This is a genomic window from Leucobacter sp. OLIS6 (assembly GCF_002752355.1).
Taxonomy (GTDB): domain Bacteria; phylum Actinomycetota; class Actinomycetes; order Actinomycetales; family Microbacteriaceae; genus Leucobacter.
On the sequence record NZ_MRAV01000011.1, the window covers coordinates 81,981 to 99,929 of the forward strand.

At 70.3% G+C, this 17,949-nt stretch carries 16 protein-coding genes and 2 tRNA genes; 15 read left to right on the top strand and 3 right to left on the bottom strand.

The features are described from left to right. Window positions 1-95: 95 nt before the first annotated feature. From gyrB to BMH31_RS07005, 6 genes are all read left to right on the top strand, one after another. Window positions 96-2,093, top strand: a complete 1,998-nt coding sequence (gyrB, locus tag BMH31_RS06980; protein ID WP_099724557.1) for a DNA topoisomerase (ATP-hydrolyzing) subunit B — start codon at window positions 96-98, stop codon at window positions 2,091-2,093. Window positions 2,094-2,139: 46 nt separating this feature from the next. Beyond that, the gene (gyrA, locus tag BMH31_RS06985) at window positions 2,140-4,704 is read left to right on the top strand and encodes a DNA gyrase subunit A (RefSeq protein WP_099724741.1); all 2,565 of its coding nucleotides are present in this window, start codon (window positions 2,140-2,142) and stop codon (window positions 4,702-4,704) included. Then, entirely contained in the window at window positions 4,697-5,104 is a 408-nt protein-coding gene (locus BMH31_RS06990) for a DUF3566 domain-containing protein (protein ID WP_046454958.1), read from the top strand. The genes gyrA and BMH31_RS06990 overlap by 8 nt, the downstream gene beginning before the upstream one ends. Before the next feature lie 141 nt (window positions 5,105-5,245). Next, window positions 5,246-5,319, top strand: a tRNA-Ile gene (locus BMH31_RS06995). Window positions 5,320-5,344: 25 nt separating this feature from the next. Continuing rightward, window positions 5,345-5,417 (top strand) — tRNA-Ala (locus BMH31_RS07000). Between the two features lie 249 nt (window positions 5,418-5,666). After that, window positions 5,667-7,172 (top strand): S8 family serine peptidase, encoded by a 1,506-nt coding sequence (locus BMH31_RS07005; protein ID WP_099724558.1) that lies wholly within the window; start codon window positions 5,667-5,669, stop codon window positions 7,170-7,172. A gap of 62 nt (window positions 7,173-7,234) precedes the next feature. Here the strand turns inward: BMH31_RS07005 and BMH31_RS07010 are convergent, their stop codons facing one another. Beyond that, window positions 7,235-7,753 carry a hypothetical protein gene (locus BMH31_RS07010; protein ID WP_143469803.1) on the bottom strand — a complete coding sequence of 173 codons (519 nt, stop codon included), beginning with the start codon at window positions 7,751-7,753 and terminating at the stop codon, window positions 7,235-7,237. A 91-nt stretch (window positions 7,754-7,844) separates the two neighbouring features. Between BMH31_RS07010 and BMH31_RS07015 the strand changes: the two genes are divergently transcribed. Together BMH31_RS07015 and BMH31_RS15835 are read left to right on the top strand one after the other, a co-directional pair. After that, on the top strand, window positions 7,845-8,900 hold the full coding sequence (locus BMH31_RS07015; protein ID WP_099724560.1) for an alpha/beta hydrolase: 1,056 nt from the start codon (window positions 7,845-7,847) through the stop codon (window positions 8,898-8,900). Between the two features lie 36 nt (window positions 8,901-8,936). Beyond that, on the top strand, window positions 8,937-9,644 hold the full coding sequence (locus BMH31_RS15835; RefSeq protein ID WP_306460334.1) for an NUDIX hydrolase: 708 nt from the start codon (window positions 8,937-8,939) through the stop codon (window positions 9,642-9,644). 18 nt (window positions 9,645-9,662) lie between these two features. Here BMH31_RS15835 and BMH31_RS07025 read toward each other — a convergent pair whose 3' ends face one another. Continuing rightward, on the bottom strand, window positions 9,663-10,169 hold the full coding sequence (locus BMH31_RS07025; protein ID WP_046454954.1) for a hypothetical protein: 507 nt from the start codon (window positions 10,167-10,169) through the stop codon (window positions 9,663-9,665). Between the two features lie 96 nt (window positions 10,170-10,265). Here BMH31_RS07025 and BMH31_RS07030 point away from each other — a divergent pair, with 96 nt between their 5' ends. Beyond that, on the top strand, window positions 10,266-10,775 hold the full coding sequence (locus BMH31_RS07030; RefSeq protein ID WP_099724561.1) for a peptidylprolyl isomerase: 510 nt from the start codon (window positions 10,266-10,268) through the stop codon (window positions 10,773-10,775). A gap of 3 nt (window positions 10,776-10,778) precedes the next feature. Beyond that, window positions 10,779-11,729, top strand: coding sequence for a rhomboid family intramembrane serine protease (locus BMH31_RS07035; RefSeq protein WP_241898176.1), 951 nt, complete (start codon window positions 10,779-10,781; stop codon window positions 11,727-11,729). Between the two features lie 198 nt (window positions 11,730-11,927). On the opposite strand, the gene BMH31_RS07040 is transcribed toward BMH31_RS07035, so the two are convergent. Continuing rightward, window positions 11,928-12,203, bottom strand: coding sequence for a cell division protein CrgA (locus BMH31_RS07040; RefSeq protein ID WP_199068376.1), 276 nt, complete (start codon window positions 12,201-12,203; stop codon window positions 11,928-11,930). A 101-nt stretch (window positions 12,204-12,304) separates the two neighbouring features. On the opposite strand from BMH31_RS07040, the gene BMH31_RS07045 reads away from it, so the two are divergent. From BMH31_RS07045 to BMH31_RS07065, 5 genes are read left to right on the top strand one after another with little or no spacing between them, the layout of a single operon-like run. Next, on the top strand, window positions 12,305-13,018 hold the full coding sequence (locus BMH31_RS07045; RefSeq protein WP_099724563.1) for an NUDIX domain-containing protein: 714 nt from the start codon (window positions 12,305-12,307) through the stop codon (window positions 13,016-13,018). Beyond that, the gene (gene nadA / locus BMH31_RS07050; protein ID WP_099724564.1) at window positions 13,015-14,307 is read left to right on the top strand and encodes a quinolinate synthase NadA; all 1,293 of its coding nucleotides are present in this window, start codon (window positions 13,015-13,017) and stop codon (window positions 14,305-14,307) included. The genes BMH31_RS07045 and nadA overlap by 4 nt, the downstream gene beginning before the upstream one ends. Beyond that, window positions 14,304-15,905, top strand: coding sequence for an L-aspartate oxidase (gene nadB, locus BMH31_RS07055; protein ID WP_099724565.1), 1,602 nt, complete (start codon window positions 14,304-14,306; stop codon window positions 15,903-15,905). Before nadA ends, nadB begins: the two co-directional genes overlap by 4 nt. Beyond that, window positions 15,902-16,753 (top strand): carboxylating nicotinate-nucleotide diphosphorylase, encoded by an 852-nt coding sequence (gene nadC, locus BMH31_RS07060; RefSeq protein WP_099724566.1) that lies wholly within the window; start codon window positions 15,902-15,904, stop codon window positions 16,751-16,753. Before nadB ends, nadC begins: the two co-directional genes overlap by 4 nt. Beyond that, window positions 16,753-17,910, top strand: coding sequence for a cysteine desulfurase family protein (locus BMH31_RS07065; RefSeq protein ID WP_099724567.1), 1,158 nt, complete (start codon window positions 16,753-16,755; stop codon window positions 17,908-17,910). The genes nadC and BMH31_RS07065 overlap by 1 nt, the downstream gene beginning before the upstream one ends. Window positions 17,911-17,949 lie beyond the last annotated feature (39 nt).

Consider the following 17,949-nt stretch of genomic DNA (forward strand, 5'->3'; position numbering starts at 1 on the left):
CCGTTCTGAGCGCCTCGAATTGATAGGCTGGGGTGTGAACGTGTCCGGGCCGGAAATCCGGCCTGAGGCGATCTTTGGAGAGTGTGACTCACAGCATGACTGATGAACAGGCTACGGCCGCGGAAGACTACGGTGCCGGAGCGATCCAGGTGCTCGAGGGCCTCGAGGCGGTGCGCAAGCGCCCGGGCATGTACATCGGATCCACCGGGCCCCGCGGTCTGCACCACCTGGTGTACGAGATCGTCGACAACTCGGTCGATGAGGCGCTCGCGGGCTACTGCGACGCCATCGACGTGACGATCCTCGAGGACGGCGGCGTTCGCGTCATCGACAACGGCCGCGGCATCCCGGTCGATCCGCACTCGTCGGACCCGAACAAGTCGACCGTCGAGGTCGTGCTGACCGTCCTGCACGCCGGCGGTAAGTTCGGTGGTGGCGGCTACGCCGTCTCGGGCGGTCTGCACGGCGTCGGCTCCTCCGTCGTGAACGCGCTCTCGTCGCGCTTCGAGGTGGAGGTCAAGCGTCAGGGTTTCACGTGGAACATGGCGTTCGACGGCAGTGTGCCGACCGGACCCCTGGTGCAGGGGGAGCCGTCCGAAGAGACCGGCACCACCATCACCTTCTGGCCCAGCCCCGAGATCTTCGAGACCGTCGAGTTCGACTACCAGACGCTGCGCACCCGCTTCCAGCAGATGGCGTTCCTCAACAAGGGCCTCAAGATCGTGCTCACCGACCTGCGCCCGCAGGAGCCGGTCGAGAACGAGGAGGGCGAGCTCGTCGCGCCGGCTCCGCCGCATGACGAGTTCCTGTACGAGAAGGGCATCGAAGACTACGTCCACTACCTGAACTCGGCCAAGCGCGCAGAGCTCGTGAATGAGGAGATCATCTCGTTCGAGCTCGAGGACACCGAGCGCAAGATCTCGGCCGAGATCGCGATGCAGTGGACCACGGCGTACACCGAGAGCGTCCACACCTACGCGAACACGATCAACACCCACGAGGGCGGCACGCACGAGGAGGGCTTCCGCGCGGCGCTGACGACCCTCGTCAACCGCTACGCGCGCGAGAAGAACATCCTTCGCGAGAAGGATGACAACCTCTCGGGCGACGACGTGCGCGAGGGCCTGACCGCGGTCATCTCGGTCAAGCTGGGGGAGCCCCAGTTCGAGGGGCAGACCAAGACGAAGCTCGGTAACACCGAGGCCAAGGCGTTCGTGCAGAAGGTCGTCGGCGATCAGCTCGGCGACTGGTTCGAGCGCAACCCCGGCCCGGCGAAGGACATCATCCGCAAGGCGATCCAGGCCGCCACTGCGCGCCTCGCCGCGCGCAAGGCGCGCGAGACCGCGCGACGCAAGGGCCTGCTCGAGTCCGGTGGCATGCCCGGCAAGCTGTCGGACTGCACCAGCAAGGACCCGACGATCTCCGAGATCTTCATCGTCGAGGGCGACTCGGCCGGCGGTTCGGCTAAGACCGGTCGCAACCCCCACACGCAGGCGATCCTGCCGCTCCGCGGCAAGATCCTGAACGTGGAGAAGGCCCGACTCGACCGCGCGCTGAACAACACCGAGGTCCAGGCGATGATCACCGCATTCGGTGCGGGCATCGGCGAGGAGTTCGATCCCGAGAAGGCGCGGTACCACAAGATCGTGCTCATGGCCGACGCCGACGTCGATGGCCAGCACATCACGACGCTGCTGCTGACGCTACTGTTCCGCTACATGCGGCCGCTCATCGACCTCGGCTACGTCTACCTCGCGCAGCCGCCGCTCTACCGCATCAAGTGGGCGAACGCCGAGCACGAGTACGTGTTCAGCGACGCCGAGCGCGACGAGCGCCTCACCGCCGGATCCCAGGCCGGCCGCCGCCTCGTGAAGGAGAGCGGCGTGCAGCGCTACAAGGGCCTCGGCGAGATGAACCACGAAGAGCTGTGGGACACGACCATGAACCCCGAGACCCGCACCCTGCTGCAGGTCACCATGGAGGACGCGGCCACCGCCGACGAGATCTTCGCCACCCTGATGGGCGAGGACGTCGAGGCGCGCCGCAGTTTCATCCAGCAGAACGCGAAGGACGTGCGTTTCCTTGACATCTGAGAACGAGACCCCCGACGTGGACGACGCCACCGAGGCCGAGAGCACCGTGGAGCTGGACGAGAACGGCCAGCCCATCGAGGCGAACCACGGACGCATCGACCAGGTCGACCTGCAGCTCGAGATGCAGCGCTCCTACCTCGACTACGCCATGAGCGTGATCGTGGGCCGCGCGCTGCCCGACGTGCGCGACGGCCTGAAGCCTGTGCACCGCCGCGTGATCTACACGATGTACGACGGCGGCTACCGCCCCGACAAGGCGTTCTCGAAGTGCACCCGTGTCATCGGTGACGTGATGGGCCAGTTCCACCCGCACGGCGACACCGCGGTGTACGACTCGCTCGTGCGCCTCGTGCAGCCGTGGTCGCTGCGCTACCCCCTGGCCCTCGGCCAGGGCAACTTCGGCTCGCCCGGCAACGACGGCGCCGCCGCGCACCGATACACCGAGACCAAGATGTCCCCGCTCGCCATGGAGATGGTGCGCGACATCGACGAGGACACCGTCGACTTCCAGGACAACTACGACGGCCGCACCCAGGAGCCCACCGTGCTCACCGCGCGGTTCCCGAACCTCCTGGTCAACGGCTCCGTGGGCATCGCGGTCGGCATGGCCACGAACATCCCGCCGCACAACCTCCGCGAGGTCTCCGAAGCCGCGATCTGGCACCTGGAGCACCCCGAGGCGAACCGCGAGGAACTGCTCGAAGCCCTCATGGCGCGGGTCAAGGGCCCCGACTTCCCGACCGGCGCGCAGATCCTCGGCACGAAGGGGATCCGCGAGGCCTACCGCACGGGCCGCGGATCCATCACCATGCGCGCAGTGGTCAACATCGAGGAGATCCAGGGACGCACCTGCCTCGTCGTGACCGAGCTGCCCTACCAGGTCAACCCCGACAACCTCGCGGTGAAGATCGCCGACCTGGTCAAGGAGAACAAGGTCCAGGGCATCGCCGACATCCGCGACGAGACGAGCGGCCGCACCGGCCAGCGCCTCGTGATCGTGCTCAAGCGCGACGCGATCGCGAAGGTCGTGCTGAACAACCTGTACAAGCACACGCAGCTGCAGGAGAACTTCGGCGCGAACATGCTGGCCATCGTCGACGGCGTGCCCCGCACGCTGGCGCTCGACGGATTCATCACCGCCTGGGCGAAGCACCAGATCGAGGTCATCGTCCGGCGCACCGAGTACCGCCTCAAGAAGGCCGAGGCGGAGGCCCACATCCAGCGCGGCTACCTCAAGGCGCTCGACGCGCTCGACGAGGTCATCGCCCTGATCCGCCGCTCGCCCACGGTCGACGAGGCCCGCGAGGGCCTCATGAAGCTGCTCGGCGTGGATCAGATCCAGGCGGACGCGATCCTCGGCCTGCAGCTGCGCCGCCTCGCAGCGCTCGAGCGTCAGAAGATCCTGGAGCTCGCGGCCAAGCTCGAAGCGCAGATCGCCGAGTACCAGGGGATCCTGGCCTCGCCCGACGAGCAGCGCGGCATCGTGGTCACCGAGCTCGGCGAGCTCGTCGACAAGTACGGCGACGAGCGGCGCTCGACGATCCTGCACGGCTTCGACGGCGAGATGTCGATGGAGGACCTGATCCCCGAGGAGGAGATGGTCGTCACCGTCACCCGCGGCGGATACATCAAGCGCACGCGCATCGACAACTACCGGACGCAGCACCGCGGCGGCAAGGGCGTCAAGGGCGCTGCGCTCCGCGCCGACGACATCGTCGAGCACTTCTTCGTCACCACGACGCACCACTGGCTGCTGTTCTTCACGAACACGGGCCGTGTCTACCGCGCGAAGACGTACGAGGTGCCCGAGGGCGGCCGCGACGCGAAGGGCCAGCACCTCGCGAACCTCCTCGCGCTCGCGCCCGACGAGTCGGTCACGCAGATCCTCGACCTGCGCGAGTTCGAAGCGGATCGATTCCTCGTGCTCGCGACCCGCGACGGTCTCGTCAAGAAGACCGCGCTGACCGAGTACGACACGAACCGCACGGGCGGCATCATCGCGATCAAGCTCCGCGACGAGGACGAGCTCGTCTCGGCCCTGATCGCGGAGTCCGACGACGACGTGCTGCTCATCTCGAAGCACGGCATGTCGGTGCGCTTCACGGCGTCCGACCAGGCGCTCCGCCCCATGGGCCGTTCCACGAGCGGGGTGCGCGGCATGAACTTCCGCGACGGGGACCAGCTGCTGCAGGCCTCGCGGATCACCGAGGGCGGCTACGTCTTCGTGGTCACCGAGGGCGGGTACGCCAAGCGCACTGCGGTCGACGAGTACCGCGTCCAGAACCGCGGCGGCTTCGGCATCAAGGTGGCGAAGCTCGACGAGGCGCGCGGCGATCTGGTCGGCGGCTTCATCGTGGACGAGGGCGACGAAGTGCTCGCCGTGCTCGCGAGCGGCAAGGTCGTCCGATCGAACGTCGCCGAGGTTCCCGCCAAGGGCCGGAACACGATGGGAGTCGTCTTTGCGAGATTCCCAGAGCGGGACCGTATTATTGGCATCGCGCGAAACACGGAGCGCGGTCTCGACGACGCCGAGGCCGAGAGCGCGGCCGGTGAGCCGGCCGAGACCGATGCTGCGGAGCACGCAGAAGACAAGGAAAGCCTGAATGAGTAACACTGTCGCCGACAAGCTGGCGCGTAAGACCCGCAAGAAAGCGCCGTCCAAGCAGGTACGCCTCAAGCTCGTCTACGTCGACTTCTGGTCGGCCGTGAAGTTCTCCTTCCTGGTGTCGGTCTGCTGGGCCATCGTCGGGATCGTCGCGACGGTGCTCGTGTACCTCGTGCTGATGCAGACCGGCCTGCTGGCCAAGGTCGACTCCCTGTTCATGGACGTCGTGGGCGACAAGAACAGCCTCATGACGTTCCTCGGCTTCCCGCAGGTCTTCGGATTCTCGGTCGTGGTCGGGATCCTGAACATCATCGTGGGCACCGCGCTCGGCGCGGTCGCATCGCTGATCTACAACCTTCTCACCCGCATCGTCGGCGGTTTCCAGCTGGGCTTCACCAGCAACTGATCGCCCCGGCGCAGCGGTTCGCGTGCCCCGACGACCTTCCCGGTCGGCGGGGCACGCGGCGTTTCCGGTCGCGGCACGCGGAGCGGATCCGGCCGATTTGTGTTTTCGGCGAGGAGCCGTGTAGAGTCGTTTCTTGGTCAAGGGGCTATAGCTCAGGCGGTTAGAGCGCTTCACTGATAATGAAGAGGTCCCAGGTTCAAGTCCTGGTAGCCCCACCGAACGACTCGCAAGAGCCGTTCCGGGTCCTTAACTCAGTTGGTAGAGTGCCTGCTTTGCAAGCAGGATGTCGGGAGTTCGATTCTCCCAGGATCCACAGACAACGCCCCCGGCTCGCGCCGGGGGCGTTCTGCGTTTTCGGGGTCACGGGAGTGGCGCGCCTGGCCGTTCGGGCCGAGCAGCAGAGCGCTCGGCAGCGGCGCGCCGGCGGCGAGGGGCGCACCCTACTGCGGCGACGGTCGATCTTCAATATTGAATCGAACCGTCCCCGGCTACTAGAAAGGGGGAGGGCAGTGAGCCCGCCCCGGCCACAAGCCGGGGTACTCCCTCGAGAGGATCCTCAACGATGAGATCATCATTCCGTCAGCGCTCCATCCGGGCGGCCGTCTGCACCGCAGCGGCGATCGGCCTGCTGGTGGGCACGGCGACCACCGCCACCGCGGCCGTCGCGGAGCCGTCCACCCCCGTTCCGGTGAATCCGCCGGACGGCACCGTCATGAGCTACGTGGTGAACGCCGGCAAGGCGAACCCTGGTCAGGTGCGCAAGGTCGAGAAGGCCGTTACCGCGGCGGGCGGCGTCGTCGTGCAGACGTGGCCCGAGATCGGCGTCGTGATCGCGCAGAGCGACCGCGCGGCGTTCCGCGATCGGGTCAAGGTCACGGGCAAGAACGCGGTCGAATCGGTCGGTGCGACCCGCACGGTCGAGGTCTCCGACCGGGTAGAGGGTCCGCAGGTGCCCTGGGGCCCCGGGGCCTCCGGCTGGAAGCAGGGCGGCAAGAACAAGCGCGTCGACGTCGACGAGCCCACCACGCCGGTGCCCGCGAAGGCGGGCGACGCCATGGAGGCCCAGCAGTGGGACATGGCCATGATCAAGTCCGATCAGGCGAACGCGATCACCGACGGCAGCCGCAAGGTGCTCGTGGGCGTGCTCGATTCCGGCATCGATCCGCAGCATTCGGACCTGGCACCGAACATCGATGTCGCGAACTCGGTGAACTGCACCGTGGGCGGCCGGCCCGATCAGACGGCCGGCGGCTGGGAGCCGACGACCTCGGATCACGGCACGCACGTGGCCGGTACGATCGCCGCGGCCCGCAACGGTACGGGCATCGTCGGCGTCGCCCCGAACGTGCGCCTCGCCTCGGTGAAGGTCGTGAACGACGACGGCTTCATCTACCCCGAGTACGCGATCTGCGGCTTCATGTGGGCCTCGCAGCGCGGCATGGACGTGACGAACAACAGCTACTACGTCGATCCCTTCGAGTTCTGGTGCGACGACCAGCCCGATCAGGCGGCCGTGCGCGAGGCGATGGCACGCGCCGTGAACTGGTCCACCTCTCGCGGCGTGGTCAACGCGGCCGCCGCCGGCAACTCGGGACTCGACCTGACCGTGAACACGCGCGACGAGGGCAGCCCGAACGACGCACCGGCGCCGACTCCGCGCACCATCAACCAGGGCTGCAAGGACGTCCCCGCGCAGATCCCCGGTGTGGTCACGGTCTCTTCGGTCACCCAGACCGGCCAGCTCTCGTACTTCTCGAACCGCGGGCTCGGCGAGATCGATGTAGCGGCACCCGGATCCCGGATCCTGTCGACCCTGCCCGGCGGCGGCTACGGCCTGAAGAGCGGCACCTCGATGGCGACCCCGCACGTCGCCGGCGTCCTCGCCCTCATGAAGTCGGCTCACCCGAACCTGACGCCGGCGCAGCTGACGGCGAAGCTCAAGGCGGACGCGACCCCGACGCCCTGCTCGGCACCCGAGCGCGGCAACGGCGCGGCCTGCGTGGGCACGACGGCGCTGAACAGCTACTTCGGCACGGGCCTCGTGAACGCGCTGAAGGCGGTGCAGTAGGGGATTGTGCCCCACCGGCGGGGCCGGGATCGCCGACCGGCGGTCCCGGCCCCGTTCCGCGTTCAGCGGCGCCCGGTGTCGGCGGAGGGGCCGGTGCGGCCGCCTCGGGACCCGCGCACGCGCAGGTAGCCGCGGATCGGCCGGGTGGCGAGCGCCACGAAGATGAGCACCGAAGCCGCCCAGGGGATCCAGGGATCGTCGTCGTTCGTCGGCAGGAGGAAGAACAGCGCAGCGAGCCCGCCGCAGACGAGCAGCGCGAACGCGAGCAGCAGCTCGGGGAGCAGGCCGGGCAGCGGCTCGGGGGGAGTCCGCCGCGAGGCCGCTCCCTCAGCGGGCGACCGCTCGGCCGCGGAACCGCCGGATCGCTGATCCGCCGCGACCCGCCGCAGCAGCGCGATCACGGCGGCGCCGGCGCTCAGCGCGGTCAGCGCGACGACCGCGAAGAACAGCGGGCCCTGCGACAGACCCAGGGGCCGTTCCCAGCACCACAGTGCGACGACGCCGACAGCGCCGAGTGAAAGCCCGGTCCAGGCGACCCAGCGCGCACCCGACGGGGTGCGGCGGCCTGGGGACTGCGGCATCTGCGGGCCTCCGATGGGTTCGAGTGCGGAATCGGGCACCCCGATCGTATCCGGACCCCTGTCGCGCAGCCGCCCCTCCTACACTGGCGATATGACGCACGATCCGGACGCCTGGCAGCCCGATGTCCTCGGACCGGGGTTCGCGCAGCGCACGATCCCGCTGGGGGAGGACGACGAGGGACCGCTGGTCGCGACCCTCGTGCGTTCGCTGCCCGGCACCGTGCGTCTCACCGATCGACTGGCGGGCCGCTCGCGGATCGTGCACCCGCTCGCGGGGGTCGACGTGCTCTACGTGCACGGCTGGTCGGACTACTTCTTCCAGCGCGAGCTCGCCGCATTCTTCACGGACCGCGGAGCGCGCTTCTTCGCGCTCGACCTCCGCAAGTACGGGCGCAGCCTGCGGCCGGGGCAGACGCCGGGCTTCATCGAGGACCTTGCGCAGTACGACGCCGAGATCGGAGCGGCGCTCGAGATCATGTCGGCCGAACCGGCGCACGGGGGATCGGCGGCCTTCGGCGGCCGGCCCCGTCGCCTGCTGCTCATGGGCCACTCGACCGGCGGCCTGATCCTCAGCCTGTGGGCCGACCGGCATCCCGGTGTGGCCTCGGGGGTGCTGCTGAACAGCCCGTGGCTCGAGTTCCAGCTGCCGGGGAGGATCCGGGCGAGCATCGCCCCCCTCGTCGACCTCAGCGCCCGGTTCAACCCGCGCGAGTCCGCGCCGCAGTTCGACTTCGGCTACTACACGCGGGCGCAGCGCGCGGTCGCCGACGACGAGCACCCGCTCAACGTGAACACCGAATGGCGGCCGGAGCAGGCGATGGCGGTGCACGCGGGCTGGCTGCGAGCGATCCTGCGGGGCCACAGCGAGGTGGTGGAGCGCGGACTGCGCATCACGGCGCCCGTGGGCGTGCTCCTGTCGCGGCGGTGGATCTCGCCGCTCCGCTGGAGCGAGGAGCTGACGAGCGTCGACTCCGTGCTCGACGTCGACGAGATCGCACGCGCGGCGACCCGGCTCGGGCCCACGGTCACCATCGAACGCATCGACGGCGCCCTGCACGACGTGTTCCTCTCGCGTCCGTCGGTGCGTGCCGAGGCGTATCGGCGACTCGAGGTGTGGCTGCGCGGCTGGATCGCCGAGATCGGCTGAGCATCGGCCCTCGCGCGAGACACTAGGCTCAGCACTATGGATATGCGGGTGGCGGCCTACGCGGTGATCGAGCGGCGCGGCTCGATCCTGCTCACGCACTGGCGCCGGGGTCGTATGCACGGGTGGACCCTGCCGGGCGGCGGCATCGAGAACGGCGAGGATCCGCAGCAGACGGTGGTCCGAGAGGTGCTCGAAGAGACGGGACTCACGGCGAAGACGGGCAAGCTCCTCGGTGTCGACTCGCGAGTCATGATCCGCGAGGAGGTCGAGGACGGGCAGGATCCGCAGCTGCACACGATCCGGATCGTCTACCGGGCGACCGTCGTCGACGGGCCGCTGAGGCACGAGGTCGATGGATCCTCCGACGAGGCGCGCTGGGTGCCGATCCGCGAGATCCGCTCGCTCAAGACGCTCTCGCTCGTGCAGACCGGGTTGCGCATGGCGGGCATCTCGCTGCGCAGTTCGGCCGGACGCTCGGGATCCCGGCGGTCCCGGCGCTCCGGCGGTGGCGCCGGCAACGGCTCCGCGGCCGCGGGCACCGGTGGATCGCAGCCGAAGAAGGCTGCGGCGGATCCGCAGCAGAGCGGCGAGAGCGCTTCGAAGGGCCCCGCGACCAAGAACGCGGCTCCCACGGGCTCCGGACAGAAGTCCGGCGCCGCGAGATCGGGCCCGCGCCGGGCACAGAAAACGGGTGGGTCCCGCACCGCGGAACCCACCCGGAAGTCCGACTCCGCGACCGGCTGACCGGCCGCTGAATCCGGCCTACTCGCCGGACTCGGGGGCGACCCAGAGCTCGTCGTCGCTGCGGAACGCCTGCCACAGGGTGTAGCCGACGCCCACGGCGGCGGCGATGCCCAGGCCGAGGGCGATGAACCCGCCCACACCGCGCTTCTTCTTCTGCGGGGCCAGGAGGCCGCGCTTTTCGCCGAAGCGGCGCACCTGCTGCGCGCCCTCGGCGTTCTCGAGCTGCTCGAGGGTGCGCACCGTGCTGGCGAGCGCGCCTGCGACGAGCGGCGCGGTCGCGCGGCGCACCTGCTCGGACGCGCGTCGGGCGGCGAGGATGCCCCGGTCGACCTGCGGCCGAACGGTGGTCATCGCGTCGTTCACCCGTGGGGCCAGGTGCTCGTCGCTCAGACGACGGGCCTGGGAACCGGCGGCCTGCAGCACCTCCCCGGCGTGGCCGAGCACAATGCGCTGCTCGTCGAGCACGTCTTGCGCGTGGTTGCGCAGTCGACGCAGCTCGCGACGGTTCTTGCGAGTGAGTGACATGGGAACCTCCGATGCTTCCGCAGGGTCGCGTGCCACCCACGCTACACCGAAGCGACGCACAGTGCCTCCCAAAGCGCTGGCCGTAGAATTACTGCCATGACTCTTCACACTGCGGTCGCAACCGTTCACACCAACCACGGCGACATCGTCATCAACCTGTTCGGCGACCACGCGCCGAAGACCGTCAAGAACTTCGTCGACCTGGCGAACAAGGGCTTCTACGACGGGGTCATCTTCCACCGCATCATCAAGGACTTCATGATCCAGGGCGGCGACCCCACCGGCACCGGCACGGGCGGCCCGGGCTACACCTTCGACGACGAGATCCACCCGGAGCTCCTCTTCACCGAGCCCTACCAGCTGGCGATGGCCAACGCGGGCAAGCGCCCCGACATGACCGGTCGTCTCGCGGGCACCAACGGCTCGCAGTTCTTCATCACCACCATCGCTCCGGCGTGGCTGAACGGAAAGCACACCATCTTCGGTGCGGTCGCCGATGACGCTTCGAAGGCCGTCGTCGATGCCATCGAGGGCGTGCAGACCGGTGCGATGGACCGTCCCGTCGAGGACGTCGTCATCACCGGCGTCGATATCGCCGAGGTCTGAGGCGTGAGCCTGGGCGGGTCGCGGCCGGAGTTCGGCGAGCGCGCGGAGTACGGTCCGAACGACGTCTGTTACCGGCACCCGGACTCGCCCAGCTTCACCCTCTGCCAGCGCTGCGGCCGCACCATCTGCGCGCAGTGCCAGACGAACGCCCCCGTCGGCGTGCTGTGCCCCGAGTGCATGCGCGAGCTCCGCGGGGGCGCTCGTGCGTCCGGGCGCGGACCCGGCCGCACGCAGAACCCGGCCGCGCGCAAGGTCACGGTGATGGGCCGCCGGCTTGCCGCGACCGATGCCCCCGTGGTGACCTACGGGATCATGATCGCCTGCGCGGTGGTCTGGGTGGTGCAGCTCCTCATCCCCGACGCTACCCGGGCGCTCTGGTTCGCGCCCGCGCACGCGGATCCGCAGCTGTACCAGCCGTGGCGCTTCATCACCGCGATGTTCACGCACTCGACGGGCAGCATCTTCCACATCCTCTTCAACATGCTCACGTTGTGGCTGTTCGGCCGCAATCTCGAGCAGTTGCTGGGCCGACTGCCGTTCTTCTGGCTGTATCTCTTCTCGGGCGTCGGAGGATCCATCGGCACGATGCTGTGGGCCTACGCCGACCCCGCAGCCGCGCTCGTTCCCACGGTCGGCGCCTCGGGCGCGATCTTCGGCGTCATGGGCGCGACGCTCGTGGCGTTCCGCGCGGCCGGCGTCAGCATCACCTCGCTCGCGGTGCTCATCGCGATCAACGTCGGCATCGGATTCCTGCCGGGCAACAGCGTGTCCTGGCAGGCGCACCTCGGCGGCCTCGCCGTCGGCGCGCTCACCATGTGGATCCTGGTGCAGACCCGCGGCCCGCGCCGCAAGGGTGCACGGATCGGTGGATTGATCGGTCTCGGCGCAGGGCTCATCGCGCTGACCTTCATGTATTTCGTCGTGTCTCCGCTCCCTGCCGCAGTGCTGATCTGACCTGGTCAGGACCGGTTTCCCGGCGCCGATGACCCGAAAAATCACACCGGTGTAGTTCGTCCCCAGTTGGGGAGAAAACTGTGGATAACCCTGGGTGTTAACGCTTCCGGCGTTCCCGGCCCGAGCGTGGATCCGAATGAAAAAGCCGCCCGCCGCATCCTGAGATGCGGCGGGCGGCTTTTTCGCGTTCGGGCGGGGCTACTTCCACCAGGGGGTCATGAGGAAGCCAATGAGCACGAGGCCGAAGCCGACGAAGATGTTGGCCTGGCCGAGCATGGGGATCGGCAGCTGCAGCGAGGAGCTGGTGATGTAGTAGAGCACGATCCAGAGCAGGCCGAGCAGCATGAAGCCGAACATGACCGGCTTGAACCACACCGGGTTCGGTGCGTCCTCGCGTGCCTCGCGCGCTTCGGCACGGGTGCGCGTCACCTGGGACGCCTTGCGCTTGCTCACGTCTTTTGCAGCTGCTGCCATGCCCAAGAGTCTATCCGGTAACCGACGGGGACCCGCTGATATTCCCGCTCGCACTAAAGGTGCCGAGGACACTAAGATGGATCCCGGAGGTTAAAGTCATCATGACCAGAAGTTCCGGGATCGACGTGGCGGTGTCCACCGCGATCCTCACCCTGCGCAGAACCGAGCGCGGCGTCGTGCTCTCGCTTCCCCTGGTGCGCCGCACCCGCGAGCCGTTCGCCGACCGCTGGGCGCTGCCCGGCGGCTGGCTCACCGCGACCGAGGCTCCCGTCGGCGCCGCCGCTCGCACGCTCGCCGAGACCACGGGTCTCGCCCCCAGCTACCTGGAGCAGCTCTACGCCTTCGGCGCCGTGGACCGCTCGCCCAGCCGCGTCGTATCCATCGTCTACTGGGCGCTGCTGCGTTCCGACCAGGTCGACGCGCAGAGCGCCGAGTACCGGCGCACGGGCCTCTCCCCCGAGAACGTGCGCTGGTTCGACGCCGACGATCTGCCGGCCCTGGCCTTCGACCACGCGCAGATCATCGAGTACGCGCTGTGGCGCCTGCGCAACAAGGTCGGCTACAGCCGCGTGGCCCAGGGCTTCCTGCCCGAGGAGTTCACGCTCGCCGAACTGCGCGAGGCCGTCGAGACGATCCTCGGCCGCAGGCTCGATCCGGCGAACTTCCGCCGACAGGTCGAGTCGAGCGGCACGCTGATCGCCACCGACGAGTTCCGCACCGGCAACCATCGACCCGCGCGGCTCTACCGCTCCAGTCCCGACGCCGAACTGGCCGACCGCGGTCCCCTCTCCTCCGAAGAAATGAGCATCCGATGAGCACCCCCGTCTCCCTCGATCCCTCCGTCGACCACCGGATCCTCGAGCTCGTCTCGGCCGGCGACGACGGCGTCTGCAGCACGGACCTCGCCGCGGGCCCGTGGACCTTCGACGCGGTGCCCGGCTACGGCCCCGGATCCTCCATGGGCGACGTGATCCCCACGGGCTCGCCGCGCCAGGGCGAGCTGCCCGCCGCGTACCGGGAGGCCGACGAAGCCGATCTGGAGGCGCGGATCGTCGCCGCGCGCGCGACCCTGGGCGACCGGGTCGTCGTGCTCGGGCACTTCTACCAGCGCGAGGAGGTCGTGCGGCACGCGGACTACGTCGGCGACTCCTACCAGCTCGCCGTCGCGGCGAAGCAGCATCCCGAGGCCGAGGCGATCGTGTTCTGCGGCGTCCACTTCATGGCCGAGACCGCCGATCTGCTCTCGGGGCCCGATCAGGCCGTGATCCTGCCGAACCTCGCCGCCGGCTGCTCGATGGCCGACATGGCCGACATCGACCAGGTCGAGGAGTGCTGGGAGCAGCTCGCCGACGTGCTCGGCCCGCTCGACGAGCCGGACACCGACGGGCTCCTGCCCGTGATCCCCGTGACCTACATGAACTCCTCGGCGGCGATCAAGGGCTTCGTGGGACGCAACGGCGGGATCGTGTGCACCTCGTCGAACGCGCGCACGGTGCTCGAGTGGGCGTTCGCGCGGGGGCGCCGCGTGCTGTTCTTCCCGGATCAGCACCTGGGCCGCAACACGGCGAAGGAGATGGGCGTCTCGCTCGACCGGATGCCCATGTGGAACCCGCACCGCCCGCTCGGCGGCTCGTCGGCCGAGACCCTGGTCGACTCGCGCGTGATCCTGTGGCACGGCTTCTGCTCGGTGCACCGCAGGTTCACGACCGCGCAGATCGACCGGGCACGCGCCGAGCACCCCGGGGTCCGCGTGATCGTGCACCCCGAGTGCCCGATGGAGGTCGTCGACGCCGCCGACGAGGCCGGTTCCACCGCCTACATCCGCGAGGCGATCGAGGCCGCGACCGAACCCGCGACCTTCGCGATCGGCACCGAGATCAATCTGGTGCGACGGCTCGCCGCCCAGCACCCGCAGCACGAGATCTTCTGCCTCGATCCCGTGGTCTGCCCCTGCTCGACCATGTACCGGATCCACCCCGGGTATCTCGCCTGGGTGCTGGAGGAGCTCGTGGCGGGACGGACGGTGAACCGGATCGAGGTGCCTTCCTCGGTCGCGGATCCGGCGCGCGTCGCGCTCGAGCGCATGCTGGCGGCGCGGCCGTGAGAGCGATCGTCGTCGGCTCCGGCATCGCCGGGTTGACCGCGGCGCTGCGCGCCGACGAGCTGGGCCACGAGGTCGTGCTCGTCGCGAAGGGCGCGCTCGGCGACGGCTGCACCGCCGCCGCCCAGGGCGGGATCGCGGGCGCGTACGGCCCGGGCGACTCCGCCGAGCTGCACGCGAGCGACACGCTGCGCGCCGGCGCCGGGCACGGGGATCCCGGGGCCGTTGAGGCGCTGACTGCGGGTGCGGCCGCCGCGATCGATCGGCTCGTCGCGCTGGGAACGCGCTTCGACCGCGACGCCGCGGGCCGGATCCAGCGCGGACTCGAGGCGGCGCACACCCTGCCGCGCATCGCGCACGCCGGTGGGGACGCGACGGGAGCCGAGATCTCGCGGGCGCTGATCGCCGAACTGCGGGCGCGTCCACGGATCGAGGTGCGCACCGGGGAGATGCTGGCGGATCTGCAGGTGGACGATGCCTGCAGCCTCGACGGTCCGCTCCCGGCTCGCGTCTCCGGGATCTCCCTGGTCTCCGGCGAGACGCTCGAAGCCGATGCGGTGGTGCTCGCGACGGGCGGCGCCGGACGGCTGTTCGCGCGCACCACGAACCCGGCGGGCGCCACGGGCGACGGGATCGCAGCGGCGCTCCGCGTCGGAGCCCGGATCGCCGACCTGGAGTTCGTGCAGTTCCACCCGACCGTGCTGGCCGAGGGCGAGCCCTTCCTGCTGACGGAGGCGCTGCGCGGGGCCGGTGCGGTACTGATCGACGCCGACGGGCGACGGTTCCTGGCCGACACGCACCCGGACGCCGAACTCGCGCCGCGCGACGTGGTGGCGCGAGCGGTCGCCGCCCGCGCCGCCGAGACCGGGGCGCCCGTGCGGCTCGACGCGACCGCGCTCGGCGCGGAGGCGCTCGCGCAGCGCTTCCCCACGGTGGATCGCGAGTTGCGCAGGCGCGGGATCGACTGGGCCCGCGAAGCCGTGCCCGTGACCCCGGCCGAGCACTACCTGATGGGCGGCATCGAGACCGACAGCACGGGTCGCTCCTCCCTCGCCGGCCTCTTCGCCGTCGGCGAGACCGCACGCTCCGGCGTGCACGGAGCCAACCGGCTCGCCTCGAATTCGCTGCTCGAGGGCGCCGTGTTCGGCGCGCGGGCGGCGGAGGCGCTGGCGAGCACGGCGTGGTCGAACGGCGGATGGCCGGTCGATGCGTGGCCCGCCGAGACGTGGGCGTTCGACGGCAGCTCGGGCGCGTACCTCGAAGCGGATCCCGCCGGTGCGCCGATCACCGCGCCGCTGAGCGGCCCGGCCTTCTCGCGGACCGCTCTGCAGCAGCTGATGTGGGAGCACGCCGGTCTGCTGCGGAGCGAGACCGGACTCACCGAGGCCGCACGGGTGCTCGACGGATGGGCCGCGGACGCGGCGGGCACCGCGCCTGAACCGGGCGATGCCCGCGCCCAGGAGGACGCGAACCTGCTGCTCCTCGCCCGCGCCACGGTCGCGGCGGCCCGCGCCCGCACCCGATCCCTCGGCGCCCACCACCGACTCGACGGCGGAGCCGAGGCGCTCCGCCCAGCACCCGAACCGATCGGAGCACGATGATCCCGCAGCACACCCTCACCCGCACGGTCCAGGCGGCGCTCGAGGAGGACGCGCCCTGGGGCGACCTCACGAGCACGGCCTTCCTGCCCGAGCACGCGCGCGCCACCGCCGACCTCGTCGCGCGCGAGCCGGGCGTCCTCAGCGGGGGCGAGGTCTTCGCGACGGCGTTCGCGCTCACCGATCCGGGCATCGACGTCGAACTGCGCGCGGCCGACGGCCACCGCTTCGCGGCCGGCGAAGTGCTCGCCTCGGTCACGGGACCCGCGCGCGGGATCCTCACCGCCGAACGGGTCGCGCTGAACTTCGCCCAGCGCATGAGCGGGATCGCGACCGTCACCGCCGAGTACGCGGCGGCCGTCGCGGGCACGGGCGCCCGCATCGCCGACACCCGCAAGACCACGCCGGGGCTCCGGTCCCTCGAACGGCACGCGGTGCTGAGCGGCGGCGGCAGCAACCACCGGCGCACCCTGTCGGACGCGGTGATGGCGAAGGACAACCACCTCGCCGTGCTGCGCGCTCAGGGCCTCGACCTCGCCGAAGCGCTGCGCGAAGGCATCGCCCGGCTGCCCCACACCACTCACGTGGTGGTCGAGGTCGACCGGCTCGACCAGATCGAGGCGGCTCTCGCGGGCGGGGCGCACACCGTGATGCTCGACAACTTCTCGCTCCAAGATCTCCGCACGGGCGTCGCGCGCATCGCCGGCCGCGCCGCGGTCGAAGCCTCGGGCGGCGTGCACCTCGGCACGGTGCGCGCCATCGCCGAGACCGGCGTCGACGTCATCTCGGTCGGCGCGCTCACCCACTCGGCGCGCGCCCTCGACCTGGGCCTGGACGTCCGGATCGACTGATGCTCTACGCCGACCACGCCGCGACCGCCCCGATCCGGCCCGAGGTGCTCGAGGCCATGCGCCCGGCGCTCACCGGCGCCTTCGGAAACCCGTCGAGCCATCACACGGCCGGCGAAGCGGCGGCCGCGCTGCTCGAGGACGCCCGGCGCAGGGTCGCCCGCGTGCTGGGCGCGCGCACCGGCGACGTGGTCTTCACCTCGGGCGGCACCGAGGCCAACAATCTCGCGCTCAAGGGCATCGCGCTCGGCACCGGCACGGATCGGGTGCTCACCACCCCGATCGAGCACGAATCGATCCTCGCCTCCGTCGACTACCTCGAGCGCTTCCACGGGGTGCGCGGGACGCGGATCCCGGTCGATCCGACGGGCCGGCTCGAACCGGAGGCGCTCGGCGCAGCGATCGATGCGGCGCTCGCCGCAGGGGACCAGCGCGTCCTCGTGAGCTTCGCGCACGCGAACAACGAGGTCGGTACGGTGCAGGACGCGGCGGCGCTCGTCGCGGTGGCGCGGCAGCGCGGCGCGATGGTGCACGTTGACGCCGTGCAGTCGGGCGGCTGGCTCGCCCTCGACGGGCTCGGGGCCGATGCCGTGTCGATCGCCGGCCACAAGCTCGGTGCGCCGAAGGGGATCGGCGCGCTCGCGGTGCGGGGCCGGGTGCCGATCGAACCCCTCGTGCACGGCGGCGGGCAGGAGCGCGGACGGCGTTCGGGCACCGAGAACGTGGCGGGGGCGATCGGGCTCGCGACCGCGCTGGAGCTCGCCGAGGCCGAGCGCGAGGCCGTCGTCGCCCGCGCGGGCGTTGCGACCGCCCGGTTCGCGGACGAGGTGCTGCGGCTCGTGCCGAGCGCGCGTGCGACGGGGGATCCCGCCTTCGGCGACCCGGCCCGCAGGCTGCCGGCGACGGCGAGCTTCACCCTGGCCGGCGTGAGCGGCGAGTCCGTCCTGCTCGAGCTCGAACGCCGCGGCGTCGTCTCGTCGAGCGGATCGGCGTGCGCGGCCGGCAGCGACGAGCCCTCGCACGTGCTGCTCGCGTGCGGCATCGATCCCGCGGTCGCGCAGACCTCGATCCGCTTCACCTTCGGCCGCGCCCCCATCTCCGATCCGGCGGGCCTCGCGGCGCTCGTCGCGGCCGCGGTGGCGGCGGTCGTCGGGCCGTGACGATCGGTCCGGGCACGCGACGCAAGAACACAGGGGCCG